The organism is Pseudoalteromonas espejiana DSM 9414 (assembly GCF_002221525.1).
Taxonomy (GTDB): Bacteria; Pseudomonadota; Gammaproteobacteria; order Enterobacterales; family Alteromonadaceae; genus Pseudoalteromonas; species Pseudoalteromonas espejiana.
On the sequence record NZ_CP011028.1, the window covers coordinates 725,069 to 745,858 of the forward strand.

Genomic DNA, 20,790 nt, shown 5'->3' on the forward strand with positions numbered 1-20,790 from the left:
CATGCTTCACACCCCTTTGGCAAAATATTTACCTCATGTTAGTAAACTTGTATTTGGCTGTATGGGCCTTGGCGGCGGTTGGAATAAAGACGCCATCACCAAAGAGCACTTGAAACAAACTCACCAATGTATTGATGCAGCCATTGCCGGCGGCATTAACTTTTTTGATCATGCTGATATTTATACTTTTGGCAAAGCCGAGCAAGTATTTGGCCAAGCACTCGCTGAGCGCCCTGAATTACGTGAACATATGTATATTCAATCCAAGTGTGGCATTCGTTTTGAAGATGAGCATGGCCCTAAGCGTTATGACTTTTCAGCCAAATGGATTGAGGAGTCGGTTGAAGGCTCACTTAAACGTTTAAACACCGATTACCTCGATGTGCTTATGTTGCACCGCCCTGATCCGCTAATGGAAGTAGACGAAATAGCACAAGTATTTGGCTGCCTACAAGAAAGCGGCAAAGTACGTAATTTTGCAGTATCAAACATGCAGCAACATCAAATGAACTTTTTACAACATGCGCTTGATATGCCGATAGTGGCTAATCAAATTGAAGCAAGTTTACAAAAGCACCAGTTTGTTGATGAAGGTGTGTATGCAGGTAATGCAGACGGTAAAGATCTTAACTTTACGCCTGGCAGTGTTGAATATTGCCGCCATTTTGACATTCAAATTCAGAGCTGGGGCAGCCTATGCCAAGGTTTATACACAGGCGGCGACTTATCAAATGCATCGCAAGCGGATATAAACACCAGTATTTTAGTTAATAAGCTTGCTGCCCTTTACGATACAACCCCTGAAGCAATTGTACTAGCATGGCTATTACGCCACCCAGCATCAATTCAGCCTATTATTGGTACAACTAATGTTGAGCGTATAGCTGCCTCATGTGATGCCATAAATGTGCAGCTAAGTCGTGAACATTGGTATGCACTTTACGTTAGTGCAAAAGGCAATGAACTACCGTAACAAGGGTAACTATGAACATATTCGTTATTTTAATTTGCTTGTTTGCTGCACTCGCAGTGCTTATTCCGCTGCTTGAAAAGTACCAAGGTAAAATGGGGCTTGAGAGCGCGACTAAATACAGTAAATACATCTGGCCGCTAGTTATGATTTCTTTAGTGGTACAGCTTATTTATGTATTAATGAACTAGTACTAGGGCCTGTTTATCTTTCGAGGTTGAATTTGCAGCAGTGTGTTTGGTATTTAGGCAAGGCAGAGCCTATGTAGTGTGGTTACTCCCCATAAATAGGCGATAACGCAGTATAAATACCAAACACGCGCTGCCTGAAGGTTCGTCCTAGGGACGATTAACTCTTTGTTGCTCGGTTTTTACTTAGCCCACTAGGTTACAAACCTCGCGCCACGATTAAATCGTCCCTAGTTAGAACAAATTTTAATCCTGAAAGGTCAACAGGCCCTAGTGTAGTAAATTAGTTACTGTTGTAACGAATACAAAAAAGCCTTTGCAGGTTACTCTGCAAAGGCTTTTAAATGTTTGCTAAATAGTGTTACTTAAGTGCAAGTTGTAGCTCACGATTACGTTCAAGCTGAGCAATAAAGTTTTCTGCTATAGGCTTAAACTTAGCAAGCTCAGAGCGTGGTAACGGCTCTGACTTAGGTAATTTAACTGTTTTAGGATTACGGTGTACGCCATTAACTAAAAATTCGTAGTGTAAATGTGCGCCAGTTACACGGCCTGTTGAACCAACAGTACCAATTTTGTCACCTTGTTTAACTTTTTGGCCAGTTTTAACAAGCTTTTTGTTAAGGTGTAAGTACTTAGTTACATACTGTGTACCATGGCTAATAAATACATAGTTACCATTGTACTTACTGTAACCTGCTTTAATTACTTTACCATTACCCGATGCAACGACAGGTGTACCCGTACGTGCTGCGTAATCAATACCGCGGTGTGCTTTAACTTGACCTGTTACTGGGTGTAAACGACGTGGGTTAAAGCTTGAACTAATATATTTAAAGTTAACCGGAGCACGTAAAAATGCTTTTTTCATGCTGCGGCCTTCTGGCGTATAAAAGCTTCCGTCTGTATGACGAATAGCCGCATAGCGCTGACCTTGGTTAATAAATTCAGCAGCAATAATTTTACCTGTGCCAATAAATTCGCCATCAACATAGTGAGACTCGTAAATTAAACCAAACTGATCATTTTTACGAATGTCGTTTGCAAAATCCACATCCCAACCAAATATATCAGCAAAGTTCATAATTTGGCGCTCGCTTAAACCTGCTGCAATTGCAGACGTCCAAAAGCTGCTAGAAATCTCACCGCCAGCTGTTTTTGTTAGTGTTTCGATTTCTTTGCTGTCTATCGATGTATCGTAATTACCTTCATCATTTAAGGTAACAAATAGCGTATCGGTTTTAGAAATAACATAACGAAGCTGTGCTAAGTCACCATTTTCTGATGTTGCAAAACTTAAAATTTCACCTGGGTGAATTTTAGTGAGTTTGCGCGTTTCAGCGTTAGTGTTAATTAGCTTGTGAAGTGTTTGCGCTGAAAAACCAGCACGCTTGAAGATAATTGCTAAATTATCGCCGTTTTTAACTTGATGATCGACTAAGTCGTATTCTGGCAGCTTTTCTGCTGCTTCTTGCGAATTTAACTCAGTTAATTTTTCGTTGTCATCAACTTTAACTTGTAACTCGTAACGCTTACCAATTTCTAGTGCATTTGCACTATTGTCTTTGGATGCAGTCGCTTTTTCTGAAGGAAGAAAGGCTAAGCCAACAATAGCAGAAACCAAACCTAGAATAAGCAATTTGTGTTTTTTGGGAAGCGTGTTAACCACGTGAACCATAACGTGCCTTTTCTGCTGTCGTAAAAATAAAATAGATATTAATGCAGGATATACGTAATAAGGTACGAATACTAGTAAATAAAGCTAAAAGCCCCGCATATGTTAGCAAAGTCGCATTTTTTAGTTGTTTAAGTTTATAGATTTAAACTGATTCTAAAGTACGCTAAAATCGGCGTTTAAACACCATTTCTAATTGCCTAGCACAGTGAGACTAAGCTTATTGAGTTTAGTTGCATTATTCGCATAAAAAATTGTTTTAATTAGGTAGAAATTTGTTATGTTAGCAACATAAGTGCTTTTGGTTTAAATCTGTTTTAAACCCTTATGTAGCAAGTAATCTAGTTGCCCCTTCGTTGGCAGAATTTTGGAGTAATACACAGTGGATTTACAAACCGCTCTAGCAGAGATAAAACGCGGTGCAGAAGAGATATTAATTGAAGACGAACTAGTTGAAAAACTAAAGTCGGGCAAAAAGTTAAAAATTAAAGCGGGTTTCGATCCTACCGCGCCAGATTTACATTTAGGCCACACCGTACTAATTAACAAAATGAAAACCTTTCAAGATTTAGGTCATGAGGTTATTTTCTTAATTGGTGACTTTACCGGTATGATTGGCGACCCAACAGGTAAAAACGTAACGCGTAAACCACTGACTCGTGAAGATGTACTTGCCAACGCAGAAACATATAAAGAGCAAGTTTTTAAAATTTTAGACCCAGCTAAAACAACCGTTGCGTTTAATTCTACTTGGATGGAAAACCTTGGCGCAGCAGGCATGATCAAGCTGGCAGCTAACCAAACAGTGGCGCGTATGCTAGAGCGTGACGATTTTAAAAAGCGTTATGGTAGCGGGCAACCAATTGCTATCCACGAATTTTTATACCCACTAGTGCAAGGTTGGGATTCAGTTGCACTAGAATCAGATGTAGAGCTTGGTGGTACCGATCAGCGTTTTAACCTACTAATGGGCCGTGAGCTGCAAAAAGTAGAAGGTCAAAAGCCGCAAACTGTATTAATGATGCCATTACTTGAAGGGACAGACGGCGTTCAAAAAATGTCTAAGTCGCTGGGTAACTACATTGGTATTACTGATGCGCCAAATGATATGTTTGGTAAGGTAATGTCGATTAGCGATGTATTAATGTGGCGCTACTACGATTTACTAAGCAGCTTATCGATTGAAGAAATTGCAGCGCAAAAACAACGCGTAGAGCAAGGTACTAACCCACGCGATATTAAAATTGAGCTAGCAAAAGAGTTAATTGCACGTTTTCACAGTGAAGACGCTGCACAAGCTGCGCACGATGACTTTATTAATCGCTTTCAGAAAAAAGCACTACCAGATGAAATCCCAGAGCTTACAATTACCATTGCAGAAGAAGATACTATTTTAATTGCTAACTTACTTAAAGAAGCAAACTTAGTAGCCAGTACTTCTGAAGCAATGCGTATGATTAAACAAGGCGCAGTAAAGCTTAACGGTGAAGATAAAATCACTGACACTAAGCTTGAAGTAGCAAAAGGCACAACTGCGATCTACCAAGTAGGTAAACGTAAATTTGCCAACATTACTGTAGCGTAAGCGCAGCAGTTAAAACGATAAAAACCAGCTTAGGCTGGTTTTTTTGTACTTGTATTTTAGCTGCTAAAAAACCACTAAACCAGCTTTAAAATCTCAATACTGATAATGATTAACAGCCAAAATACGCGAGCCTGATTTAATCTGTTAATTATTACGGGCACATCATCGGGTGAAGGTAGTCTATCAGCACCAATTCGCATTTTATTAAAGCGCTTACCAAAGTAAACCGCAGGTCCGCCAAGTTGCACGCCAAGAGATGCCGAGCACGTACTTAAAATCCAGCCAGTATTTGTTTGATAAAAATGTCTGCCATAGTGCTTTATGTAATGCATACTTTGTTTACTGGCTTTACTTGCGGCAATAGTTAAAGCAAGTAGGCGTATGGGGATAAATTCGATTATAAATAAAATGATTTTAAGCGGTTTTAAAAAGTGGCTATTAGGTGAGATATCAGTGCGCCAAGCTTGCTGTATTAAAGTGAGTAGCCGATACGCTAAAGCGCCAATGGGTCCTAATAATAAAAATATGAATATAACCACAAAGTAATTACGAGCAGTTCGTAAAATTAAGCTTTCAATTAAGGCTTTAATTATACCTGGCGCTGAGAGCTTGTTTACTTCTCTGGCAAGTAATGGCTTTGATAGCTCACGCGCGGTAGATTTTTGGTTTTGTTTTACTAACTTTGCAACACGCAGTGCTTTTTTATCTATTGCTTTGCTTTCAAGGCATAAATATAAAATAAGGCCTGCGAGTAGTTCAGGATAAAAGGCAAACTCAAGCAACAGCACTACAATGATTAACACAACGCTAAGTATAAGTGTGCTTGCAAGGCTAGCTGCTAAATATTGATAGCCTTTAGTTTCATCAGGCTTGTAAATACGTTTACCAACGGCACTAAATACAGCCGTTAAAAAGCTATTGGGGTGATACCAACTTACTAACGGAAAAAAGCGCTCAGCAAGGAGCGCTATTATAAAGGCAATAAAGTCCAAATGATTTTGAACAATATTGCTTAGCATTTATAAGCTTACTTTCGTTAGTTTTTCTAACAATGCGACAACCATTTTTGATGAATTGATTGAAGCAGTTTCTAGGTATTCTTCAAATGATTGCGGCGACTCTTTACCGGCAATGTCAGACATAGAACGAATAACCACAAATGGTGTATTAAGCGCAAAACACGTTTGCGCAATAGAAGCACCTTCCATTTCTACTGCAAGCATAGTTGGGAAGTCACTGCGTGCTTTATCAATTCGAACAGGGTCACACATGAATGAATCGCCAGTACAAATTAAACCTACTAAGGTTTTTACTTCACTAATTTGTGCAATAGTTTGCTCAGCTGCTTCTACTAATTTAGGGTGCGCTGTAAAGCCTGCTGGCATTTGCGGTACTTGGCCAATTTCGTAACCAAAAGCTGTTACGTCAACATCATGGTGGCGAACTTCTGACGAAATTACGACATCGCCCACACTTAACGATGGATCAAAACCACCTGCAGAGCCTGTGTTAATAACACAATCAGGGTTAAAGTTATCAATTAGTAGCGTTGTTGCAATTGTTGATGCCACTTTACCAATACCTGATTGAACCAGGGTAACTGTATTACCTGCTAATTCGCCAGTGTAAAAAGTAAAACCTGCTTTAGTTAAAACTTCTGGGTTTTGCATTGCTTCACGTAAAATTTTAACTTCTGGCTCCATTGCGCCAATAATACCAACATTCATAGTGTTTAATTCCTGAGTTTGAATACCTAGATTATACGTGAAGTTAGCAGTAAAAAACAAAAAAGCGAGCTTGTTTATGAGCTCGCTTTAAATACTTTTAGGAGAGTATTTAATTCTATTTTAAATTTCAGCCAACGCGGTTGTTTGCGCTTTTGCTTGAGAAGGTGACAGCACGGCAGGTTTACTAACTCTGTTGCGAGCAGGGCGAGCCGATTGTGTAGCCGCTGGCTTACCAAGTTTAAACATAATTGCATCGCGTACTTCTGATGGACGGTAACCCGATTTAACTTTCATACGAATATGAGGAATTCCCGCTGACTCTAAAGCACCGTTAACAAACCAGTCACGCTGCGCTTTATGACCATCTTTATTGGCGTTGTTAACTAGGTCAACCGCTGCCACTATGGTCATTTTTTCTTTATCTACCAATACAAAGTCGAGCTGTTTATTTTTAGCTTTAGCTAAAGCAACACGTTTAGATTTAGCAGAAAGACCTTGCTTACAATCAATTACGTCAATAAGTTTTACGCGGCTAACAATTTTATATTGATCGCCAACAGCACGTTCTAAAAGATTTAAAAAGGCACCCTCAACCTGTGTAAATACAGTTTGTTTGCGGGTAAAAGGATAAGGGTTTCCGCCATCATCACTAAATTTTGACGCAACAACTGAGGCCCCAATGACTAATACTAAAATTGATAATAAAGCGAATTCCATACGGTAACTCCATAACAACAAATTGACACTGCTCAACTAAAGCAATTTACGTGCCTAAAAACTTTGTGTTATGAGTTAATTACCGTATGCATTTTTAAAAGGTCGTATACCTTAATTAGGCTTTGTAGCCGCCTTCAATGCCTTTAACTGCAATAGCAACAGCATCGTGAGCGTGCAGCGACTCGTAATGGTTTATTTGCAACCAATAGTCACTAAAGTTATCGCGCTCAAGTACAGCCTTAATTTTACGCGCTGCATCTTCGCAAAACATAAGGTTTTGACCATTTAAGCGAGCAAACTCTTGCTCATCTTCGCGTTTTACCGCCGCTTGCACTGGGGTTTTAAGCTCAGCTTCAAGGGTGTTAATTAAATTTACAACGTCAAATTCTTGGGTGTTGCTATCAAGCTTTACTTTAACGTTTGCAATTGAACGCTGTGAGTGCGGTGTTGCAACGATACCTTGCGTAGTGCCTAACCACTCTAAAACATCTTTTTGATTAAGTGTTTCTTGGCTAAATTTTTCACTAAACGCGTTTTGAATAAGCTGGCGAGCTAAGGCAGCAGAGCACGGGCACGTTGATGAATAAGTTACATCAACACATAGCTCGTAACTAATTACGTTGTTTTCAATGGTGCTTGTAAGCGTAATCGGGTAGCTTTTCCAACCGGCTTTACCACTTAATAGCGATTTACGTCGCAGTGGTAGTTCAAACTTAAATTCTATTTGTGCTTTATCACTCAAACCTTTGTGGCTAGTAATAAAAGTATCGAGTGCTTGGGCTAGCGTTTGCGGGTTTACTTGTTGCTCGGTAGAGAGTAAATCAAGGGCTAAAAATAAACGCGACATGTGAATGCCTTTAGCGTCTTCTTTATGCAAGTTAACAAACGCACGCGCTTTAGCATTAACGTTAACGGGCGCTAAATCTTTAGATTCAAAAATAAAAGGCAGTTCAATTTCGCCCATACCAACCCAGTCTAACTTACCTGTTTGTAAGGCGGGAGCCGTATCAGCTATATCGGGCATGTTGGTTTGCATGTGCGCTACTCGTTATTGGTCATAGTAAAGCGCTGCATTTTACACTAAATAATTTATTGCTGAAATGATGAGTTTAACTTGTAAGCAAAAGTAAACATGAAAATTTTCTGTTTTTGTCGCACAACATGAATATAGCTAATAGAAAAATGCTAAAATCTGCTGCAATATGCGTTTGACTATTTTTAGGCTCCAACACAAATTGCCTAGTAAAGAGATACACTGACCTATGACCGATTCTTCTTTGAGCCCTTGGGCTCGGGTACTTTCTAGTTTAATAACTCGTTTTGGCGAGTTAAAAACCGCGGCAATGTGCTACGCACTTTTATTGGGTGTATCACTTATTTTGTCGAGCATGTTTTATTATGTAGCCCTCGGTGAAGTAAATTTAGTTGATATTTTAGCTGTGGTATTTTTTACTGCGGTTGTATCACCATTTATGATCAGCATTTTACTCAATTCAATTAGACAATTAGACGCCTCATATGCGTATTTAGATAGCGCAACAAAACAAGAAAAGCTGCTAAACCAAACCTTAAAAGACAACATTAACCGACTCAATGTAGAAATTGATGAGCGTAAAATGGCGTTTCATGCCAAGCATAGGGCAATAGAAGAGCTGCGCCGCGAAATAGCCGAGCGTAAAAAAACGCAACAAGAGCTTGCTCAGCAAGGCATGCTACTGCGCTCAATTGTAGATTCATCCCCCGATTTATTTTACTACCGCGATAACAACGGCGTATTTGCCGGCTGTAATAAAATGTTTGAAGAGGTGATGGGCAAAACAAGTGCTGAGCTGATTGGTAAAACGGTTGAGCAAATCTTTCCTAGTTACTTTTTAGCTGAAGTTCTCAGAACGGATAAACAAGTTGAGCAAACACATCAAGCACTCACAATTGATGTTGAGTACATGGTAAATGGTGAAAACCGCTGGTTTGAATTGCGAAAGCTGCCTTTTATAAACGATCAGGGCGACTACATTGGTTTATTAGCGTTCGGGCGTGATATAACCAGCCGTAAAGAAGCCGCACAAGCTTTAGAAACTGCCTACAAAGATAAAGGTAAGTTTATTGCCACACTAAGCCATGAGCTACGTACGCCGTTAAACGGCATAGTGGGCTTAACGCGAATGCTGTTAGATACAGAGCTTAATAAACAGCAACGAAGCTGGTGTAATACGGTATTTTCAAGCGCTGAAACGTTAGGTAATATTTTTAACGATATTATAGATTTAGATAAAATAGATCGTGAACAATTAGACATAGCTACAGACTCTATAAATGTCTCTGACTTTATTAATGACGTAGTTAATTTTGCAGGGCTAATTGCTGAGCAAAAAGAGTTAGAGTTTTCTATTGAGCGAAATGGCACATTAGACGTTTATGCTTTATTAGACCCAACTCGTTTGCGCCAAGTAGTTTGGAATCTAATCAATAACGCCGTTAAATTTACCCAAGACGGTGAAGTGAAGCTTACATGCAGCCGTGAAGAGCGAAGCGATGGTCCGTGGCTTGAGCTTAAAATATCAGATACCGGGCAAGGGATCCCAGAAGATCAACTCTCTCGTATTTTTGATATGTACTATAAAGCCCCTGATTTAACCGGTAAAAATGCTATTGGCTCAGGCATTGGTCTAGCCGTTACTAAAGCATTGGTTACGGCAATGAAAGGGACTATATCTGTAACGAGCACTGAGGGTGAAGGCAGCTGCTTTACTGTGCAAATACCACTTAGTTTATGTATCGCACCTACAGAGCAAAGTTATGCGGGTAGAGGTTTATACATATTATTAGTTGAAGATGTTCCGCTAAATGCTGAAATTGCTACAAACTTATTAGAACAACGCGGCCATGAAGTTATATGGGCTGAAACTGGCGAAGATGCACTCTCGTTTGTAGAAACCGAAGACGATTTAGACTTAGTGCTGCTAGATATGCAGCTGCCTGATATAAATGGTGATGAAGTAGCAAGGCAAATACGCGCTGATAGCCATTTTGATAAGTTACCTATAGTTGCGCTTACAGCTAATGTACGTAGCGCGGAGGAAGACTTAGAAGGGATCTCAGTGCAAGGGGCGCTCGCTAAACCAATTAATACCATAAAGCTTGATAAAATGCTGGCAGACTTGTTCGATATACAACAAAGCGAAAGTGATAAGCCACTTTTAAGCGTAAGCAAAGACGCGCTTGAAGGAATAAACGCTGGCGTGCTTGATATCGAAACCATAGAAGATTTTGTAAACTCTATGGGGCTTGAAGTATTTAAACGCAGTAGTGGTTTATTTGAAAAGCTAAACCCACAATATCAACAAGAACTGCTAGGCGCATTGAATGAAAACGATAGGGATGAGTACAAATCGGTTGCGCATAAGTTTAAAGGTGCAGCTGGCTCTGTTGGCTTAAACGATGTGCAATTACATGCTAAAAAGATGGAACACGGTGCGCTTGATGAATCGGATGAAGTACTAAAAGAGTGGTTAAATACATTGGCAGATAAAATAAATGAAGGACAACAAGCCCTTCATTCGTTTTTAAAACTATTAGAGTAACTAAGTTTACTCTAATTAAGCGTCAATTTTACCGATAAAGCGGTAACCTTCACCATGAATGGTGCTGATTAGCTCTGAAGTAGAGTTGTCGCTTTCAAAATGCTTACGAATACGACGAATAGTAACATCTACAGTTCGGTCATTAGCGCGTAGCTCACGGCCTGTCATATGCTTAATTAGTTGCTCACGGCTAAAAATACGCCCTGGTGAATCAAGCATTAAACGAAGAGCGCGGTATTCACCTTTTGGTAAACGCTTAGCATCGCCATTTGGCGAAGTTAGACAACGACTGTTCTCGTCCAATTCCCAACCATTAAAAGTAATTACACCGTTGGTTTCAAGTACAGACTCTTCACCACCTAGCGCAGTACGAGTAATTAAGTTGCGAGCGCGTATAGTCAATTCACGAGGATTAAAAGGCTTAGTGATATAATCATCAGCACCAATTTCTAAACCTAAAATACGGTCTACATCGTTATCACGGCCGGTTAAGAAAATTAAACCGACTTTACGTTTTTGGCGTAATTCACGCGCTAAAATTAGCCCGTTTTTACCCGGAAGATTGATGTCCATAACTACAAGATTGACGTCATCATTATTTGTAAGCTTGTCATGCATATCATCGCCATCAATGGCTTCAATAACTTTGTAACCTTCAGCTTCAAATAAACTAACGAGGTTTAGTCGAGTTACGTCTTCATCCTCTACGATCAGAATGACTGGCGTTTGCATTATTAATTAACCTTTTTGGAATATTTTATTTACAAAAAATCGGAATTTAACTAAATAATCCGATTACTAGAGATTATAGGATTATACCCAAATGTTAACAAGAAAAAACAAGTTGGATAAAAATAAAACAGTAGGGGTGTTCCAAACTAACCAAAAGGCATTGTGCAAAAACTACTGTTTAATGATATATAACGGATGTAGCTTTTTGAATCATGAAAACGAAGCCATTTTCCTTTATGAATTGATACACCCACCAATCACTTAAAGGTACTAAAAATAATCGCACAAATTCAAAACGGAATTATATCATTTTATAACCTTTCATCAATGTATGTGATACTGCAAAAGCAATAAAGTTCATAAATTGTATCGTTTAATTATTAGATCAAGTTAAATAATTAAACATGAAATATCACATGCTCTCTCTATAAGGTCATTAAATGGTAATTCAAGTAAAAAGCTTAAATAAATCGTATTTTTAATGATATTTATTTATGGAATTGTAATAACGAAGCGAGTACCCGATTTAGCATCTACGTCATATAATATATGCCCGCCTAATGCCTGTGTAACCAAGTTGTATACTAAGTGCATGCCTAAGCCACTTGCTCCTTGCCCGCGCTTTGAAGTAACAAAGGGGTCAAAAATTCTATTTTTAATATTTTTGTCTACACCTTGGCCGTTGTCACAGTACTCAATTTTAACTTGAGGGCCGTTTTGCTCTACATTGAATTGAATCTCGTTGTTTTCGCTTGTTGCAAAGCCATGAATTGCTGAGTTTAAAATAAGTTGCTGAAATATTTGCTGCAAAGGCTCTGACTTACTTTCGATAGTTAAGTCAGTGGCGCAGTTAATAACAACGGTAGGTTTGGTTTTAAGTAACTCTGATTGAATCGAAATTAACACATCAGAAATTAATTTATGAATATTTACATGAGTCTTAACGCCGTCATCTTGTATTACCGCCACCTTTTTAAAGTTAGATATAAGATCTGCCGCACGGTTTAAGTTTCGATAAATTAGGTCTAGGTTTTCTATACCTTCGTCAATAAAGCGCTTTAACTGATTAGACGTAAGTGATTTATTATCAAAATTTAGCTGAATATCGGCCAGTTTATCGCGTAGTAGTGTTGAGCCAGTAATACCTAAGCCAATAGGAGTGTTAACTTCATGAGCAACACCAGCTACCATTTGTCCAAGCGATGCCATTTTTTCGTTCTCTACAATTTGCTCTTGATATTGATGCATGCGCTCAAGGGTCGATAATAACTCTTGATTTGCTTCACGTAGAGCAATAGTGCGTTGGCTTACTTTTTCTTCAAGGCTTTGGTTTAGCTGTTTAATTTCTTGCTTGTCTTTTTCGTGACGCTCTAACTGTTTTTGAGTACGAGTAAGCATGATGTTTAAGCTGTTAGATAACGCAGTAACCTCTTTAACTTTTGTAGCTGGAGCTCGTACATCGTAGTTATGGTTTTTTGATACATCTTGCAACAGCACACTTAAATGCTCTATGGGGTTAGCAATGCTTTTTTGCGTTTTAATGGCAATAAAGTACACAAAAAATAAAATAAGTAAGGTTAGTAGCACATCAATTAATATTTTTTCTTTTATAAATTGATCAAGGCTTTCTAGGCTTCCGCGCATGTATACATAGCCCACAATGCTTTCGCTACTAGTTACTGGTGTAATTAGCTCTATATAGTTGTTGGTCACTCTGGGCTTTTTAAGCTCGTTTATGCTATCTACACGCAGCGGCACAGGCGGTGTTTTTTTAGCATTAAAACTTAAAAAGAACACTGGCTTACTTGAGGTTTTTTCTATCGCATAAATATGTATGTTTTTAACAATAGGAATTTTTTCAAAAGACTTTAAGCGTTTTTCTTCGGTTTTTCTGTCGTCTTTAATTAACGAGTCAGCGGCATCAAAAGCGACTATGTCGGAGAGGATCACTAATTTATTAATGATCAGTTGTTTTTGTTCTTTCACACTTAAGTAGGTAGAAATTGAAACCGATAAAGATAAACAAATAGCAGTAATAAGCATGATGGTATTGATCAGCGCTTTTCGAATGCTATTTTGATGTACTTTTTTTGGCATTATTGCAATGTCGCCTAAGTATGATTAATTGTATTTAGAACTCTAGTTTAGCAAAAACCGTAGAAAGTGAAGGGAAATTGTGAAATTAATTCTGATATTTATTCGAAAGTTAGGCTGGGTTCATAAAATACCCAACCTAAATGCTATATTTGCTTAGCTACTGTAAACGGCAAACTTATTATTTTTAAATACAGTGTGAAAACTGCCAAATTGGGCTTCTAATATTGGCGGGTATTTTAAAAAACTGTTGGCGACTATGCTCACTTACCGGCTTTAGTTAAATGTTGCTTAGCATTAGACAAAAAACCTTCGGCAATAGTGTAGTCAGTTGCTATGCCCGTATGAAACGGCGGGTTACTCACTATTAAATCAAACTTTCCGGTAATATTTTTTAAGCCATCACTTAACACTGTGCTGCCTTTAATATTATTAAGCTTTAGTGTTTGCTCTGTAGCATAAGTAGCAAGAGCGCTTACATCACTACAAGTAAAGTTAAGTGCTGGGTTTTTAATGCCTAAAAAGGTGGCTATAAGCCCTGCGCCACAACCAAAATCAAGTACGTTGCCTTGCTTGGTGGATGGTGCGTTTTCTAAAAGCATTTTAGTACCAGCATCTAATGCGCCATGGTTAAATACACCAGGGATACTCACTGCATTAAATTCAACATCAGCAACATTTACAGTAAATGTTTTATGGTAGTGGCTAATCTCAAAAGGTGGGTTAGCTTGTAGCTGTTCAAACGAGTATAAAATGCAGTGTTTAGCTGAGTCTATTTTATTGCTGTATTGCGCTTTGTCAGCCAATTGTTTTTCAATTGATTTAACACCGCTTTTGTTTTCACCAACAACAAGTAATTGTGCATCTTCGCTAATTACAGCGCGAATGTTATCAAGCGCCATTAATACTTCAGGCTTTGATTTAGGATAATAAAGAATAACTAAATCGTAACTATTAGCAGCAATTTCATGGCTAATACATACATTGATTCCGCTAATGTTTTTAGCAAATTCACCATTAGCGTGGTTATAGCTAAAGGCTGTAATACTACTTTGCGGATTTAACTGTTTTAGTTCGGCTAAAAAGCCATCTTGAACAAAGTTGACCACCAAGATTGATTTACCCGTTAACTCTTCACTATTTCGAAGTAACAGTAAACTTGGGTTGGTTAATACGCTCATAAATGGCTTTGCCTTACAGTGTGTTAAATTAATAAAAAAGTATAATTACTTAGTACGCTCAAACATTAAATCCCAAACGCCGTGGCCTAAACGGTGGCCGCGTTGTTCAAACTTAGTGAGTGGGCGTAAATCAGGGCGAGGCACGTAATCGTTAGTCTCTGATTGGTTTTTATAACCCGGAGCAGCTTGCATAACTTCTAACATATGCTCAGCGTAGTTTTCCCAGTCTGTAGCCATATGAAAAACGCCGCCAATTTTTAGTTTTGAGCGTAGTTTTTCAGCAAATTCAGTTTGTACTATACGGCGTTTATGGTGGCGCTTTTTATGCCAAGGATCAGGGAAGAATAATTGCAATGTAGTTAAACTTTCATCACTTAAGCAATCAGCCAATACTTCTACTGCGTCGTGCTCAAATACACGTAAATTAGTTACGCCAGCTTCATCGGCATCCATTAAACATGCGCCAACACCTGGGCGGTGTACTTCAATACCAATAAAGTTAAGATGCGGAGCGTTTTTAGCCATTTCAACTAATGACTTACCCATACCAAAACCAATTTCGAGTACTACATCGTTGTCGTTACCAAATACTTGCGTTAAATCAAGTAGGCCATTTTTATGTTCAAGCCCCATGGTTGGCCAGCATTTTTCGATAGCGGCAGCTTGGCCTTTAGTTAATCGGCCTTCGCGCTTTACAAAACTGCGAATTGTGCGGATGTACTTACCTTCTTGCTTAGCTTGCTCAAGGTTGTTGTTACTTGATTCACTCATATTATTGGCCTGACAAAACAATGTGTTTAAAAAATGGTTGCGTATTATCCCTGACCAAGCGGCTAATCACAAGTATTAGCGTATTATACAGCCTACATAGCTTGATCTTTTTACTAACTGCAATAGACTGAGCCGCCATTGAGCATGAGTAAAAGTATTATATGTTGGATTTAAATAAGCAGCAGTCAGACAAATTTGCCAGCCAAGTGGTGAAGTGGTATCACCTTCATGGGCGAAAAACACTGCCTTGGCAGTTAGGTAAAACACCATATAAAGTGTGGGTTTCTGAAGTAATGCTTCAGCAAACACAAGTTATAACGGTTATTCCATACTTTGAAAAATTTATGGCAAGCTTTCCTGATATTATTGCTTTAGCAGATGCAGATGAAGATGTAGTACTGCATCATTGGACGGGCTTAGGTTATTACGCACGGGCACGTAATTTACACAAAACAGCTAAAATAGTGCGAGATAAATACCAAGGTGAGTTTCCAACTACCCTTGAGGAAGTTATGGATTTACCTGGAATAGGGCGCTCTACCGCGGGCGCTGTATTATCGCTTTCACTTGGGCAGCATCATCCAATACTCGATGGTAATGTAAAGCGTGTTTTGGCGCGCTATTTTATGGTTGAAGGTTGGTATGGCGTTAAAAAAGTAGAAAACCAACTATGGCATTTATCTAACCAGTTAACCCCTAAAAATAATGTAACCGAATTTAACCAAGCAATGATGGATTTGGGCGCAAGTGTTTGCTCGCGCAGTCGTTTTGACTGCCAAGCGTGCCCGCTTAATACTGGTTGTGGGGCGTATAATGCAGGCAAAGTAAAAGAGTTTCCTCACTCTAAGCCTAAAAAAGCAGTACCCAAAAAAAGTTGCCACCAGTTAATTATTCAGCACGATAACAGTGTTTTAATGGAAAAACGCCCAAGTAGTGGTATTTGGGGCGGCTTATTTGGCTTTTTTGAGTTTAACGAATACAGCGAGCTTGAAGTGTTTTTAGCGCAGCAAGGGCTTGAGGGCGAACTTAATGTGTTAGAGCCATTTGCCCACGTGTTTTCGCATTTTGAGCTGACAATAAACCCGCACGTACTCAACGTTCAGCAAATTCCAGATGTAGTTAATGATAAGCAACTTGTATGGTATCCGCTTGATCAATCAATTGAGGTTGGTTTAGCCGCACCAACTAAAAAGTTGGTTAAACAAATGAGCCCAATAGGTTAAACTATTAGCATTTAGCGCTTAAGAGAGTCAATTATGGCACGTACAGTATTTTGTCAAAAGTTACAAAAAGAAGCCGAAGGGCTTGGTTTTCAGTTATACCCGGGTGAACTAGGCGAGAAAATTTTTAATAATATCTCTAAAGAAGCATGGGGCCAGTGGCAACATAAGCAAACAATGCTTATTAACGAAAAGCACCTAAATATGATGGACCCAGAGCACCGTACATTTTTAGAAGAGCAAATGGTTGGCTTTTTGTTTGAAAACAAAGACGTTGAAATTGAAGGCTACCGACCGCCAGAAAAGTAGAACTATAGATACAAAAAAAGGGCTAATTAGCCCTTTTTTTGTATCTATACTTTTATTAACTATTTTCATATTCATCAGTTTTGGCTGAGCGAACTTGCTCTTTTAAAAACTGTGCAGCTTTAGAGTATTCAATTTCAAGTGCATCTCTTTGCGCTATTAACTCATCAGTATCTAGCTCAGTGTTTTTACACTTTTCTTCAAATATAGCGGCGCATTCAGCCACTGCCTCTGCGCCAATGGTTTTAGAAATAGATTTAAGTTGATGACATGCATCGCTTATTTCATCTCTGTCGTTAACCATTACACCAGAGTTAATACTTTTAATTAAACTTTGGCTTTGCTCTAAAAACATTTTGAAAAAGCGCAATTGCTTTGCTTCATCGCCATTAACGTACTTAGACACTGCTTCCATATTTATTGGCATTGCAGGCTTTTGATGAATGATAACGGTTTGGTCTTGGTTATGTTTATCAAACCAGCGCTTTAAAGTGTCCTCTAGGGCATTGAGCTCTATCGGCTTAGTAATAAAGTCATTAATACCTACGGCAAGGCAACGCTCTTTTTCACCTTTTAATGCATTAGCAGTCACCGCAATAATATATGGCTGAGCATCAATTGCGTCTAATAACTCAGCTTCATCACGAATTTTTTCAACCATATCGTAGCCTGACATTTTAGGCATGTGTAAATCGGTTAATATGAGTGAGTAATTATTTTTACGCCACATATCTAAACCTTCTTCACCATTATTGGCAACTTCAACGCCGTAGCCTAAAATATGCAGCTGGTCGGTTAAAACTTGCTGATTTAATAGGTTATCTTCTACTAATAAAATGAGCTTATTAGCATCACGCGCTTGTTCTACGTTTAAGTAATTATTTAATGTTTTAGTTTTTTTGATTTGCTTAGGTTGATGTAAGCCTGCAGCAACTAACAAAGACATCATAAAATTAGATTTACACAGTGGCGAAGCATTAATGTAAAAAACATCTTTATGATTAATAGCAGCTTCATCAAGTTTGCTTAATACCACCACTTGTTGATTGTTATCTTCAAGTGAATAAATTAGGCGACGTAATAAAGAGTTAACTCTTTCCATGTCGTCTATGCCATCTACTACCCATATAACATCGTGGTTTTCTTGTTGTTCTTCTATTTCTTGTTGATTATGTACATAGGTGATTTTAGCCCCCATGAACGATAAATAGCGGTACATTACTTTTTCACGCTCTACATGGTTGCTTACCACAACAACATGCTTACCTTTAAGCGCGTTTTTGTGAGCGTATTTAATTTTACCTGAAGTACCAAAAGGTAGTTCAACCGTAAACTCACTGCCAATTCCTGCGTGGCTAGTTACATGAATAGTACCTAGCATCAACTCAGTTAAACTTTTACAAATAGAAAGCCCTAAGCCCGTGCCACCGTATTCGCGCGTAATCGAGTTTTCGGCTTGTATAAACGGATTAAATATTTCACGCAGTTGGGTTTGAGTCATGCCTTTACCGTTATCAGTAACACAAAAACGCAGCGTAAAGTGATCGGCCGTGTTATGGGCAACCTCTACTGATATTTTTACATGCCCTTGGCGTTTATCGTCGGTGCTAGTGAATTTAATTGCGTTACTACACAGGTTATATAATACCTGCCTAACTCTTATTGTATCGCCGGTTAGGTTAGTAGGAATATCAGGGGCAATAGAAAGCTCTAAATCAAGTTGGCGTTTTTTGGCAACTGATGAAAGTACACGTGCAACTTCTTCAATAGTATCGGTGACCGAAAACGGAGTCGGGTCAATATTTAACTTACCCGCTTCAATTTTTGAAAAGTCTAAAATATCATCCAAAATACTTAATAATGAAAATGCTGATTCGCGAATAATCGTGCTTAAGCGATGTTGCGCGCCATCAAGGTCTGTTTGACGTAGTAAATCAATGGTACCAATTACGCCATTCATAGGAGTGCGAATTTCGTGACTCATGGTCGCTAAAAAGGTGGTTTTTGTTTCGCTAGCGCGCTGAGCTTTTAATGTAGCTTGTTCAAGTGCAATGGTTCTTTGTTGTACTTCGCTTTCTAGGCCTGTTTGTAGTTTTTGAAGCTCCTTTTGTGTGGCTTCGTTTTCAGTTAGTGCAGAGTCAACCTTATCAAGTAGTAAGTTAATATTTTGGGCAACCGTGCTTAATCCTAGGTCTAGTTGCTCATTTACCTTACTTTTATAATTAGCGTTTTCAGTTATTGCATGAAGCTCTTCATTTAACGTATTGCTACTTTTACGTAAACGCGTATTTATATAAGTATTAAATAGTAGCGCTAAAACAAATAAAGAAAACACGCTTACAATCGCAATAATATAAGCAATTACCTGTGAGTCTTGCTGGGTTAAAGGTGTTTCAGGTAACTTTTGTTTAATTATAAGTTCGCCAATAGGTTGATCGTTTAAAAGCAGAACATGGTGTAATACGCCTTGCTCTGTTAAATGCTCATTTATCTTTTTTGAATCAATAGCTGGCTTGGTGCTGCTATATACAAGCTGTGTTTGCGAAGTTGCATTAAATCGATAGAGCGTATATTGAAATTCATCGTCTAATAGGTAAGTGAGTTCAAGAAGTTGGCGTACCTTACCTTGTCCGTACATAGTAAGAGCATCAACCATAGGTAAATCTAATTGTTGAGCAAGCTTAGTAATACTTACTTTTTGTTTAGGAGCTTGGGTAGGTGTATTGTTTTGCGAATAAAATGCGAAGGCAACAATAGCAAGCGCTGTTACTGCAATATTAATTATTAAAAAAAGTGGCAGTAAGCCTTTAACCGGCGAAGAGAATTTACTCTGCATTGATTGTTCCCATTGGTATTTGTTATTACGATAAGCCCTTATCGTATTTTCATGTTAATCGTATCATTTACGTAAAATAATTCACTACGTTTTTAGTCTGGTTTAATTGATTATATTGAGGGTTTCCTCTTATTTTTGTAGGATAAATATACATTAGTATATAAAAATAAGCTTTGTTGTTTGAAAACCGTTCAAACAGTTATAAAGAGTAAAAAAAAAGTTGACTTGTAAGGGCAAAACTCGTTTAATACGCCGCACGCCCAGATAGCTCAGTCGATAACGTTGAGTGGGAATTGCATTAAAAGTCCTTAAGGATTTTTAAATAGCACTGTTAAAGTGCCTCGATAGCTCAGTTGGTAGAGCAGAGGATTGAAAATCCTCGTGTCCCTGGTTCGATTCCGGGTCGAGGCACCATTTAAGTTCTCAATCTTTAAAATTGAACGTGCCTTAGCACACGCTTTAGTGTGCCGACTTAGCTCAGCTGGTAGAGCAACTGACTTGTAATCAGTAGGTCAACCGTTCGACTCGGTTAGTCGGCACCATTTATTTTAGTAATTTGAAAAGGAAACTGTAATCAGTAGTCTGTTCAAGTTACCCGTCGACTCGGTTAGTCGGCACCATTTATTCAAATTAAATGTTTTAAATATTTAATTGCACAGTTTATGTGCCTCGATAGCTCAGTTGGTAGAGCAGAGGATTGAAAATCCTCGTGTCCCTGGTTCGATTCCGGGTCGAGGCACCATTTACTTTAAGTTCTCAATCTTTAAAATTGAAAGTGCCTTAGCACACGCTTTAGTGTGCCGACTTAGCTCAGCTGGTAGAGCAACTGACTTGTAATCAGTAGGTCAACCGTTCGACTCGGTTAGTCGGCACCATTTATTTAAATTAAATGCTTGTAAAAACATTTAATTGCACTATTTAAGTGCCTCGATAGCTCAGTTGGTAGAGCAGAGGATTGAAAATCCTCGTGTCCCTGGTTCGATTCCGGGTCGAGGCACCATTTATATTAAAGCCCTGCATACACATGCAGGGCTTTTTTTTGCTTAAAATTTATTATGGACTAAAACGTCCATATTAATTGGGCTTATCCTCTCTTTTTCTTCATTGTTTGCATACGCATAATTACCCCATCAAAGGTTAGGTGCTGTTATTACTCACTCCATTTACTCACTCATCAATATGATTGATTTAAGTAATAAAGTGCTGGGCA

The 20,790-nt window shown here is 38.6% G+C and carries 15 protein-coding genes, 5 tRNA genes and 1 pseudogene; 11 read left to right on the plus strand and 10 right to left on the minus strand.

What is annotated here, in order from left to right; genetic code table 11:
• Position 1 precedes the first annotated feature (1 nt).
• Together PESP_RS03295 and PESP_RS20425 are read left to right on the plus strand one after the other, a co-directional pair.
• Positions 2–973: an aldo/keto reductase gene (locus tag PESP_RS03295; RefSeq protein WP_089346758.1), complete on the plus strand. Its 972-nt coding sequence runs from the start codon at positions 2–4 to the stop codon at positions 971–973.
• A gap of 11 nt (positions 974–984) precedes the next feature.
• Positions 985–1,161 (plus strand): hypothetical protein, encoded by a 177-nt coding sequence (locus PESP_RS20425; RefSeq protein WP_164504404.1) that lies wholly within the window; start codon positions 985–987, stop codon positions 1,159–1,161.
• A gap of 358 nt (positions 1,162–1,519) precedes the next feature.
• On the opposite strand, the gene PESP_RS03300 is transcribed toward PESP_RS20425, so the two are convergent.
• Positions 1,520–2,833 carry a peptidoglycan DD-metalloendopeptidase family protein gene (locus PESP_RS03300; protein WP_089346759.1) on the minus strand — a complete coding sequence of 438 codons (1,314 nt, stop codon included), beginning with the start codon at positions 2,831–2,833 and terminating at the stop codon, positions 1,520–1,522.
• A gap of 379 nt (positions 2,834–3,212) precedes the next feature.
• Between PESP_RS03300 and tyrS the strand changes: the two genes are divergently transcribed.
• Positions 3,213–4,415, plus strand: coding sequence for a tyrosine--tRNA ligase (tyrS, locus tag PESP_RS03305; protein WP_089346760.1), 1,203 nt, complete (start codon positions 3,213–3,215; stop codon positions 4,413–4,415).
• 74 nt (positions 4,416–4,489) lie between these two features.
• Here the strand turns inward: tyrS and PESP_RS03310 are convergent, their stop codons facing one another.
• The 4 genes from PESP_RS03310 to folE2 form a co-directional block, all read right to left on the minus strand.
• Positions 4,490–5,434, minus strand: coding sequence for a cobalamin biosynthesis protein CobD/CbiB (locus PESP_RS03310; RefSeq protein ID WP_089346761.1), 945 nt, complete (start codon positions 5,432–5,434; stop codon positions 4,490–4,492).
• Entirely contained in the window at positions 5,435–6,142 is a 708-nt protein-coding gene (gene mtnN / locus PESP_RS03315; RefSeq protein ID WP_089346762.1) for a 5'-methylthioadenosine/S-adenosylhomocysteine nucleosidase, read from the minus strand.
• A 120-nt stretch (positions 6,143–6,262) separates the two neighbouring features.
• The gene (locus PESP_RS03320) at positions 6,263–6,859 is read right to left on the minus strand and encodes a DUF2726 domain-containing protein (protein ID WP_089346763.1); all 597 of its coding nucleotides are present in this window, start codon (positions 6,857–6,859) and stop codon (positions 6,263–6,265) included.
• A 115-nt stretch (positions 6,860–6,974) separates the two neighbouring features.
• Entirely contained in the window at positions 6,975–7,895 is a 921-nt protein-coding gene (gene folE2 / locus PESP_RS03325; RefSeq protein WP_089346764.1) for a GTP cyclohydrolase FolE2, read from the minus strand.
• A gap of 226 nt (positions 7,896–8,121) precedes the next feature.
• Between folE2 and arcB the strand changes: the two genes are divergently transcribed.
• Positions 8,122–10,440 carry an aerobic respiration two-component sensor histidine kinase ArcB gene (gene arcB / locus PESP_RS03330; protein ID WP_089346765.1) on the plus strand — a complete coding sequence of 773 codons (2,319 nt, stop codon included), beginning with the start codon at positions 8,122–8,124 and terminating at the stop codon, positions 10,438–10,440.
• A gap of 15 nt (positions 10,441–10,455) precedes the next feature.
• Here the strand turns inward: arcB and arcA are convergent, their stop codons facing one another.
• The 4 genes and pseudogenes from arcA to trmB form a co-directional block, all read right to left on the minus strand.
• Entirely contained in the window at positions 10,456–11,172 is a 717-nt protein-coding gene (gene arcA / locus PESP_RS03335) for a two-component system response regulator ArcA (RefSeq protein ID WP_004587530.1), read from the minus strand.
• A gap of 492 nt (positions 11,173–11,664) precedes the next feature.
• Entirely contained in the window at positions 11,665–13,269 is a 1,605-nt protein-coding gene (locus PESP_RS03340) for a HAMP domain-containing sensor histidine kinase (protein WP_089346766.1), read from the minus strand.
• Positions 13,270–13,422: 153 nt separating this feature from the next.
• Positions 13,423–14,447, minus strand: a pseudogene (locus PESP_RS03345) (methyltransferase).
• 45 nt (positions 14,448–14,492) lie between these two features.
• Positions 14,493–15,218 (minus strand): tRNA (guanosine(46)-N7)-methyltransferase TrmB, encoded by a 726-nt coding sequence (gene trmB, locus PESP_RS03350; RefSeq protein ID WP_089346767.1) that lies wholly within the window; start codon positions 15,216–15,218, stop codon positions 14,493–14,495.
• 161 nt (positions 15,219–15,379) lie between these two features.
• On the opposite strand from trmB, the gene mutY reads away from it, so the two are divergent.
• Positions 15,380–16,441, plus strand: a complete 1,062-nt coding sequence (gene mutY / locus PESP_RS03355) for an A/G-specific adenine glycosylase (RefSeq protein ID WP_089346768.1) — start codon at positions 15,380–15,382, stop codon at positions 16,439–16,441.
• A gap of 33 nt (positions 16,442–16,474) precedes the next feature.
• Positions 16,475–16,747, plus strand: coding sequence for an oxidative damage protection protein (locus PESP_RS03360; RefSeq protein WP_089346769.1), 273 nt, complete (start codon positions 16,475–16,477; stop codon positions 16,745–16,747).
• Between the two features lie 55 nt (positions 16,748–16,802).
• Here the strand turns inward: PESP_RS03360 and PESP_RS03365 are convergent, their stop codons facing one another.
• The gene (locus PESP_RS03365) at positions 16,803–19,580 is read right to left on the minus strand and encodes an ATP-binding protein (protein ID WP_089346770.1); all 2,778 of its coding nucleotides are present in this window, start codon (positions 19,578–19,580) and stop codon (positions 16,803–16,805) included.
• Positions 19,581–19,918: 338 nt separating this feature from the next.
• On the opposite strand from PESP_RS03365, the gene PESP_RS03370 reads away from it, so the two are divergent.
• The 5 genes from PESP_RS03370 (at position 19,919) to PESP_RS03390 (ending at position 20,580) form a co-directional block, all read left to right on the plus strand.
• Positions 19,919–19,994 (plus strand) — tRNA-Phe (locus tag PESP_RS03370).
• A gap of 52 nt (positions 19,995–20,046) precedes the next feature.
• Positions 20,047–20,122 (plus strand) — tRNA-Thr (locus tag PESP_RS03375).
• Between the two features lie 124 nt (positions 20,123–20,246).
• Positions 20,247–20,322, plus strand: a tRNA-Phe gene (locus PESP_RS03380).
• Between the two features lie 57 nt (positions 20,323–20,379).
• A tRNA-Thr gene (locus PESP_RS03385) sits at positions 20,380–20,455 on the plus strand.
• A gap of 49 nt (positions 20,456–20,504) precedes the next feature.
• Positions 20,505–20,580: transfer RNA gene (locus tag PESP_RS03390), tRNA-Phe, on the plus strand.
• Positions 20,581–20,790: the final 210 nt, after the last annotated feature.

Bases quoted from the DNA above. Each gene is read 5' to 3' on its own strand.
- PESP_RS03295 (WP_089346758.1), top strand. From the start codon at position 2: ATGCTTCACACCCCTTTGGCAAAATATTTACCTCATGTTAGTAAACTT.
- PESP_RS20425 (WP_164504404.1), top strand. From the start codon at position 985: ATGAACATATTCGTTATTTTAATTTGCTTGTTTGCTGCACTCGCAGTG.
- PESP_RS03300 (WP_089346759.1), bottom strand. From the start codon at position 2,833: ATGGTTCACGTGGTTAACACGCTTCCCAAAAAACACAAATTGCTTATT.
- PESP_RS03310 (WP_089346761.1), bottom strand. From the start codon at position 5,434: ATGCTAAGCAATATTGTTCAAAATCATTTGGACTTTATTGCCTTTATA.
- mtnN (WP_089346762.1), bottom strand. From the start codon at position 6,142: ATGAATGTTGGTATTATTGGCGCAATGGAGCCAGAAGTTAAAATTTTA.
- PESP_RS03320 (WP_089346763.1), bottom strand. From the start codon at position 6,859: ATGGAATTCGCTTTATTATCAATTTTAGTATTAGTCATTGGGGCCTCA.
- folE2 (WP_089346764.1), bottom strand. From the start codon at position 7,895: ATGCAAACCAACATGCCCGATATAGCTGATACGGCTCCCGCCTTACAA.
- arcB (WP_089346765.1), top strand. From the start codon at position 8,122: ATGACCGATTCTTCTTTGAGCCCTTGGGCTCGGGTACTTTCTAGTTTA.
- arcA (WP_004587530.1), bottom strand. From the start codon at position 11,172: ATGCAAACGCCAGTCATTCTGATCGTAGAGGATGAAGACGTAACTCGA.
- PESP_RS03340 (WP_089346766.1), bottom strand. From the start codon at position 13,269: ATGCCAAAAAAAGTACATCAAAATAGCATTCGAAAAGCGCTGATCAAT.
- trmB (WP_089346767.1), bottom strand. From the start codon at position 15,218: ATGAGTGAATCAAGTAACAACAACCTTGAGCAAGCTAAGCAAGAAGGT.
- mutY (WP_089346768.1), top strand. From the start codon at position 15,380: ATGTTGGATTTAAATAAGCAGCAGTCAGACAAATTTGCCAGCCAAGTG.
- PESP_RS03360 (WP_089346769.1), top strand. From the start codon at position 16,475: ATGGCACGTACAGTATTTTGTCAAAAGTTACAAAAAGAAGCCGAAGGG.
- PESP_RS03365 (WP_089346770.1), bottom strand. From the start codon at position 19,580: ATGCAGAGTAAATTCTCTTCGCCGGTTAAAGGCTTACTGCCACTTTTT.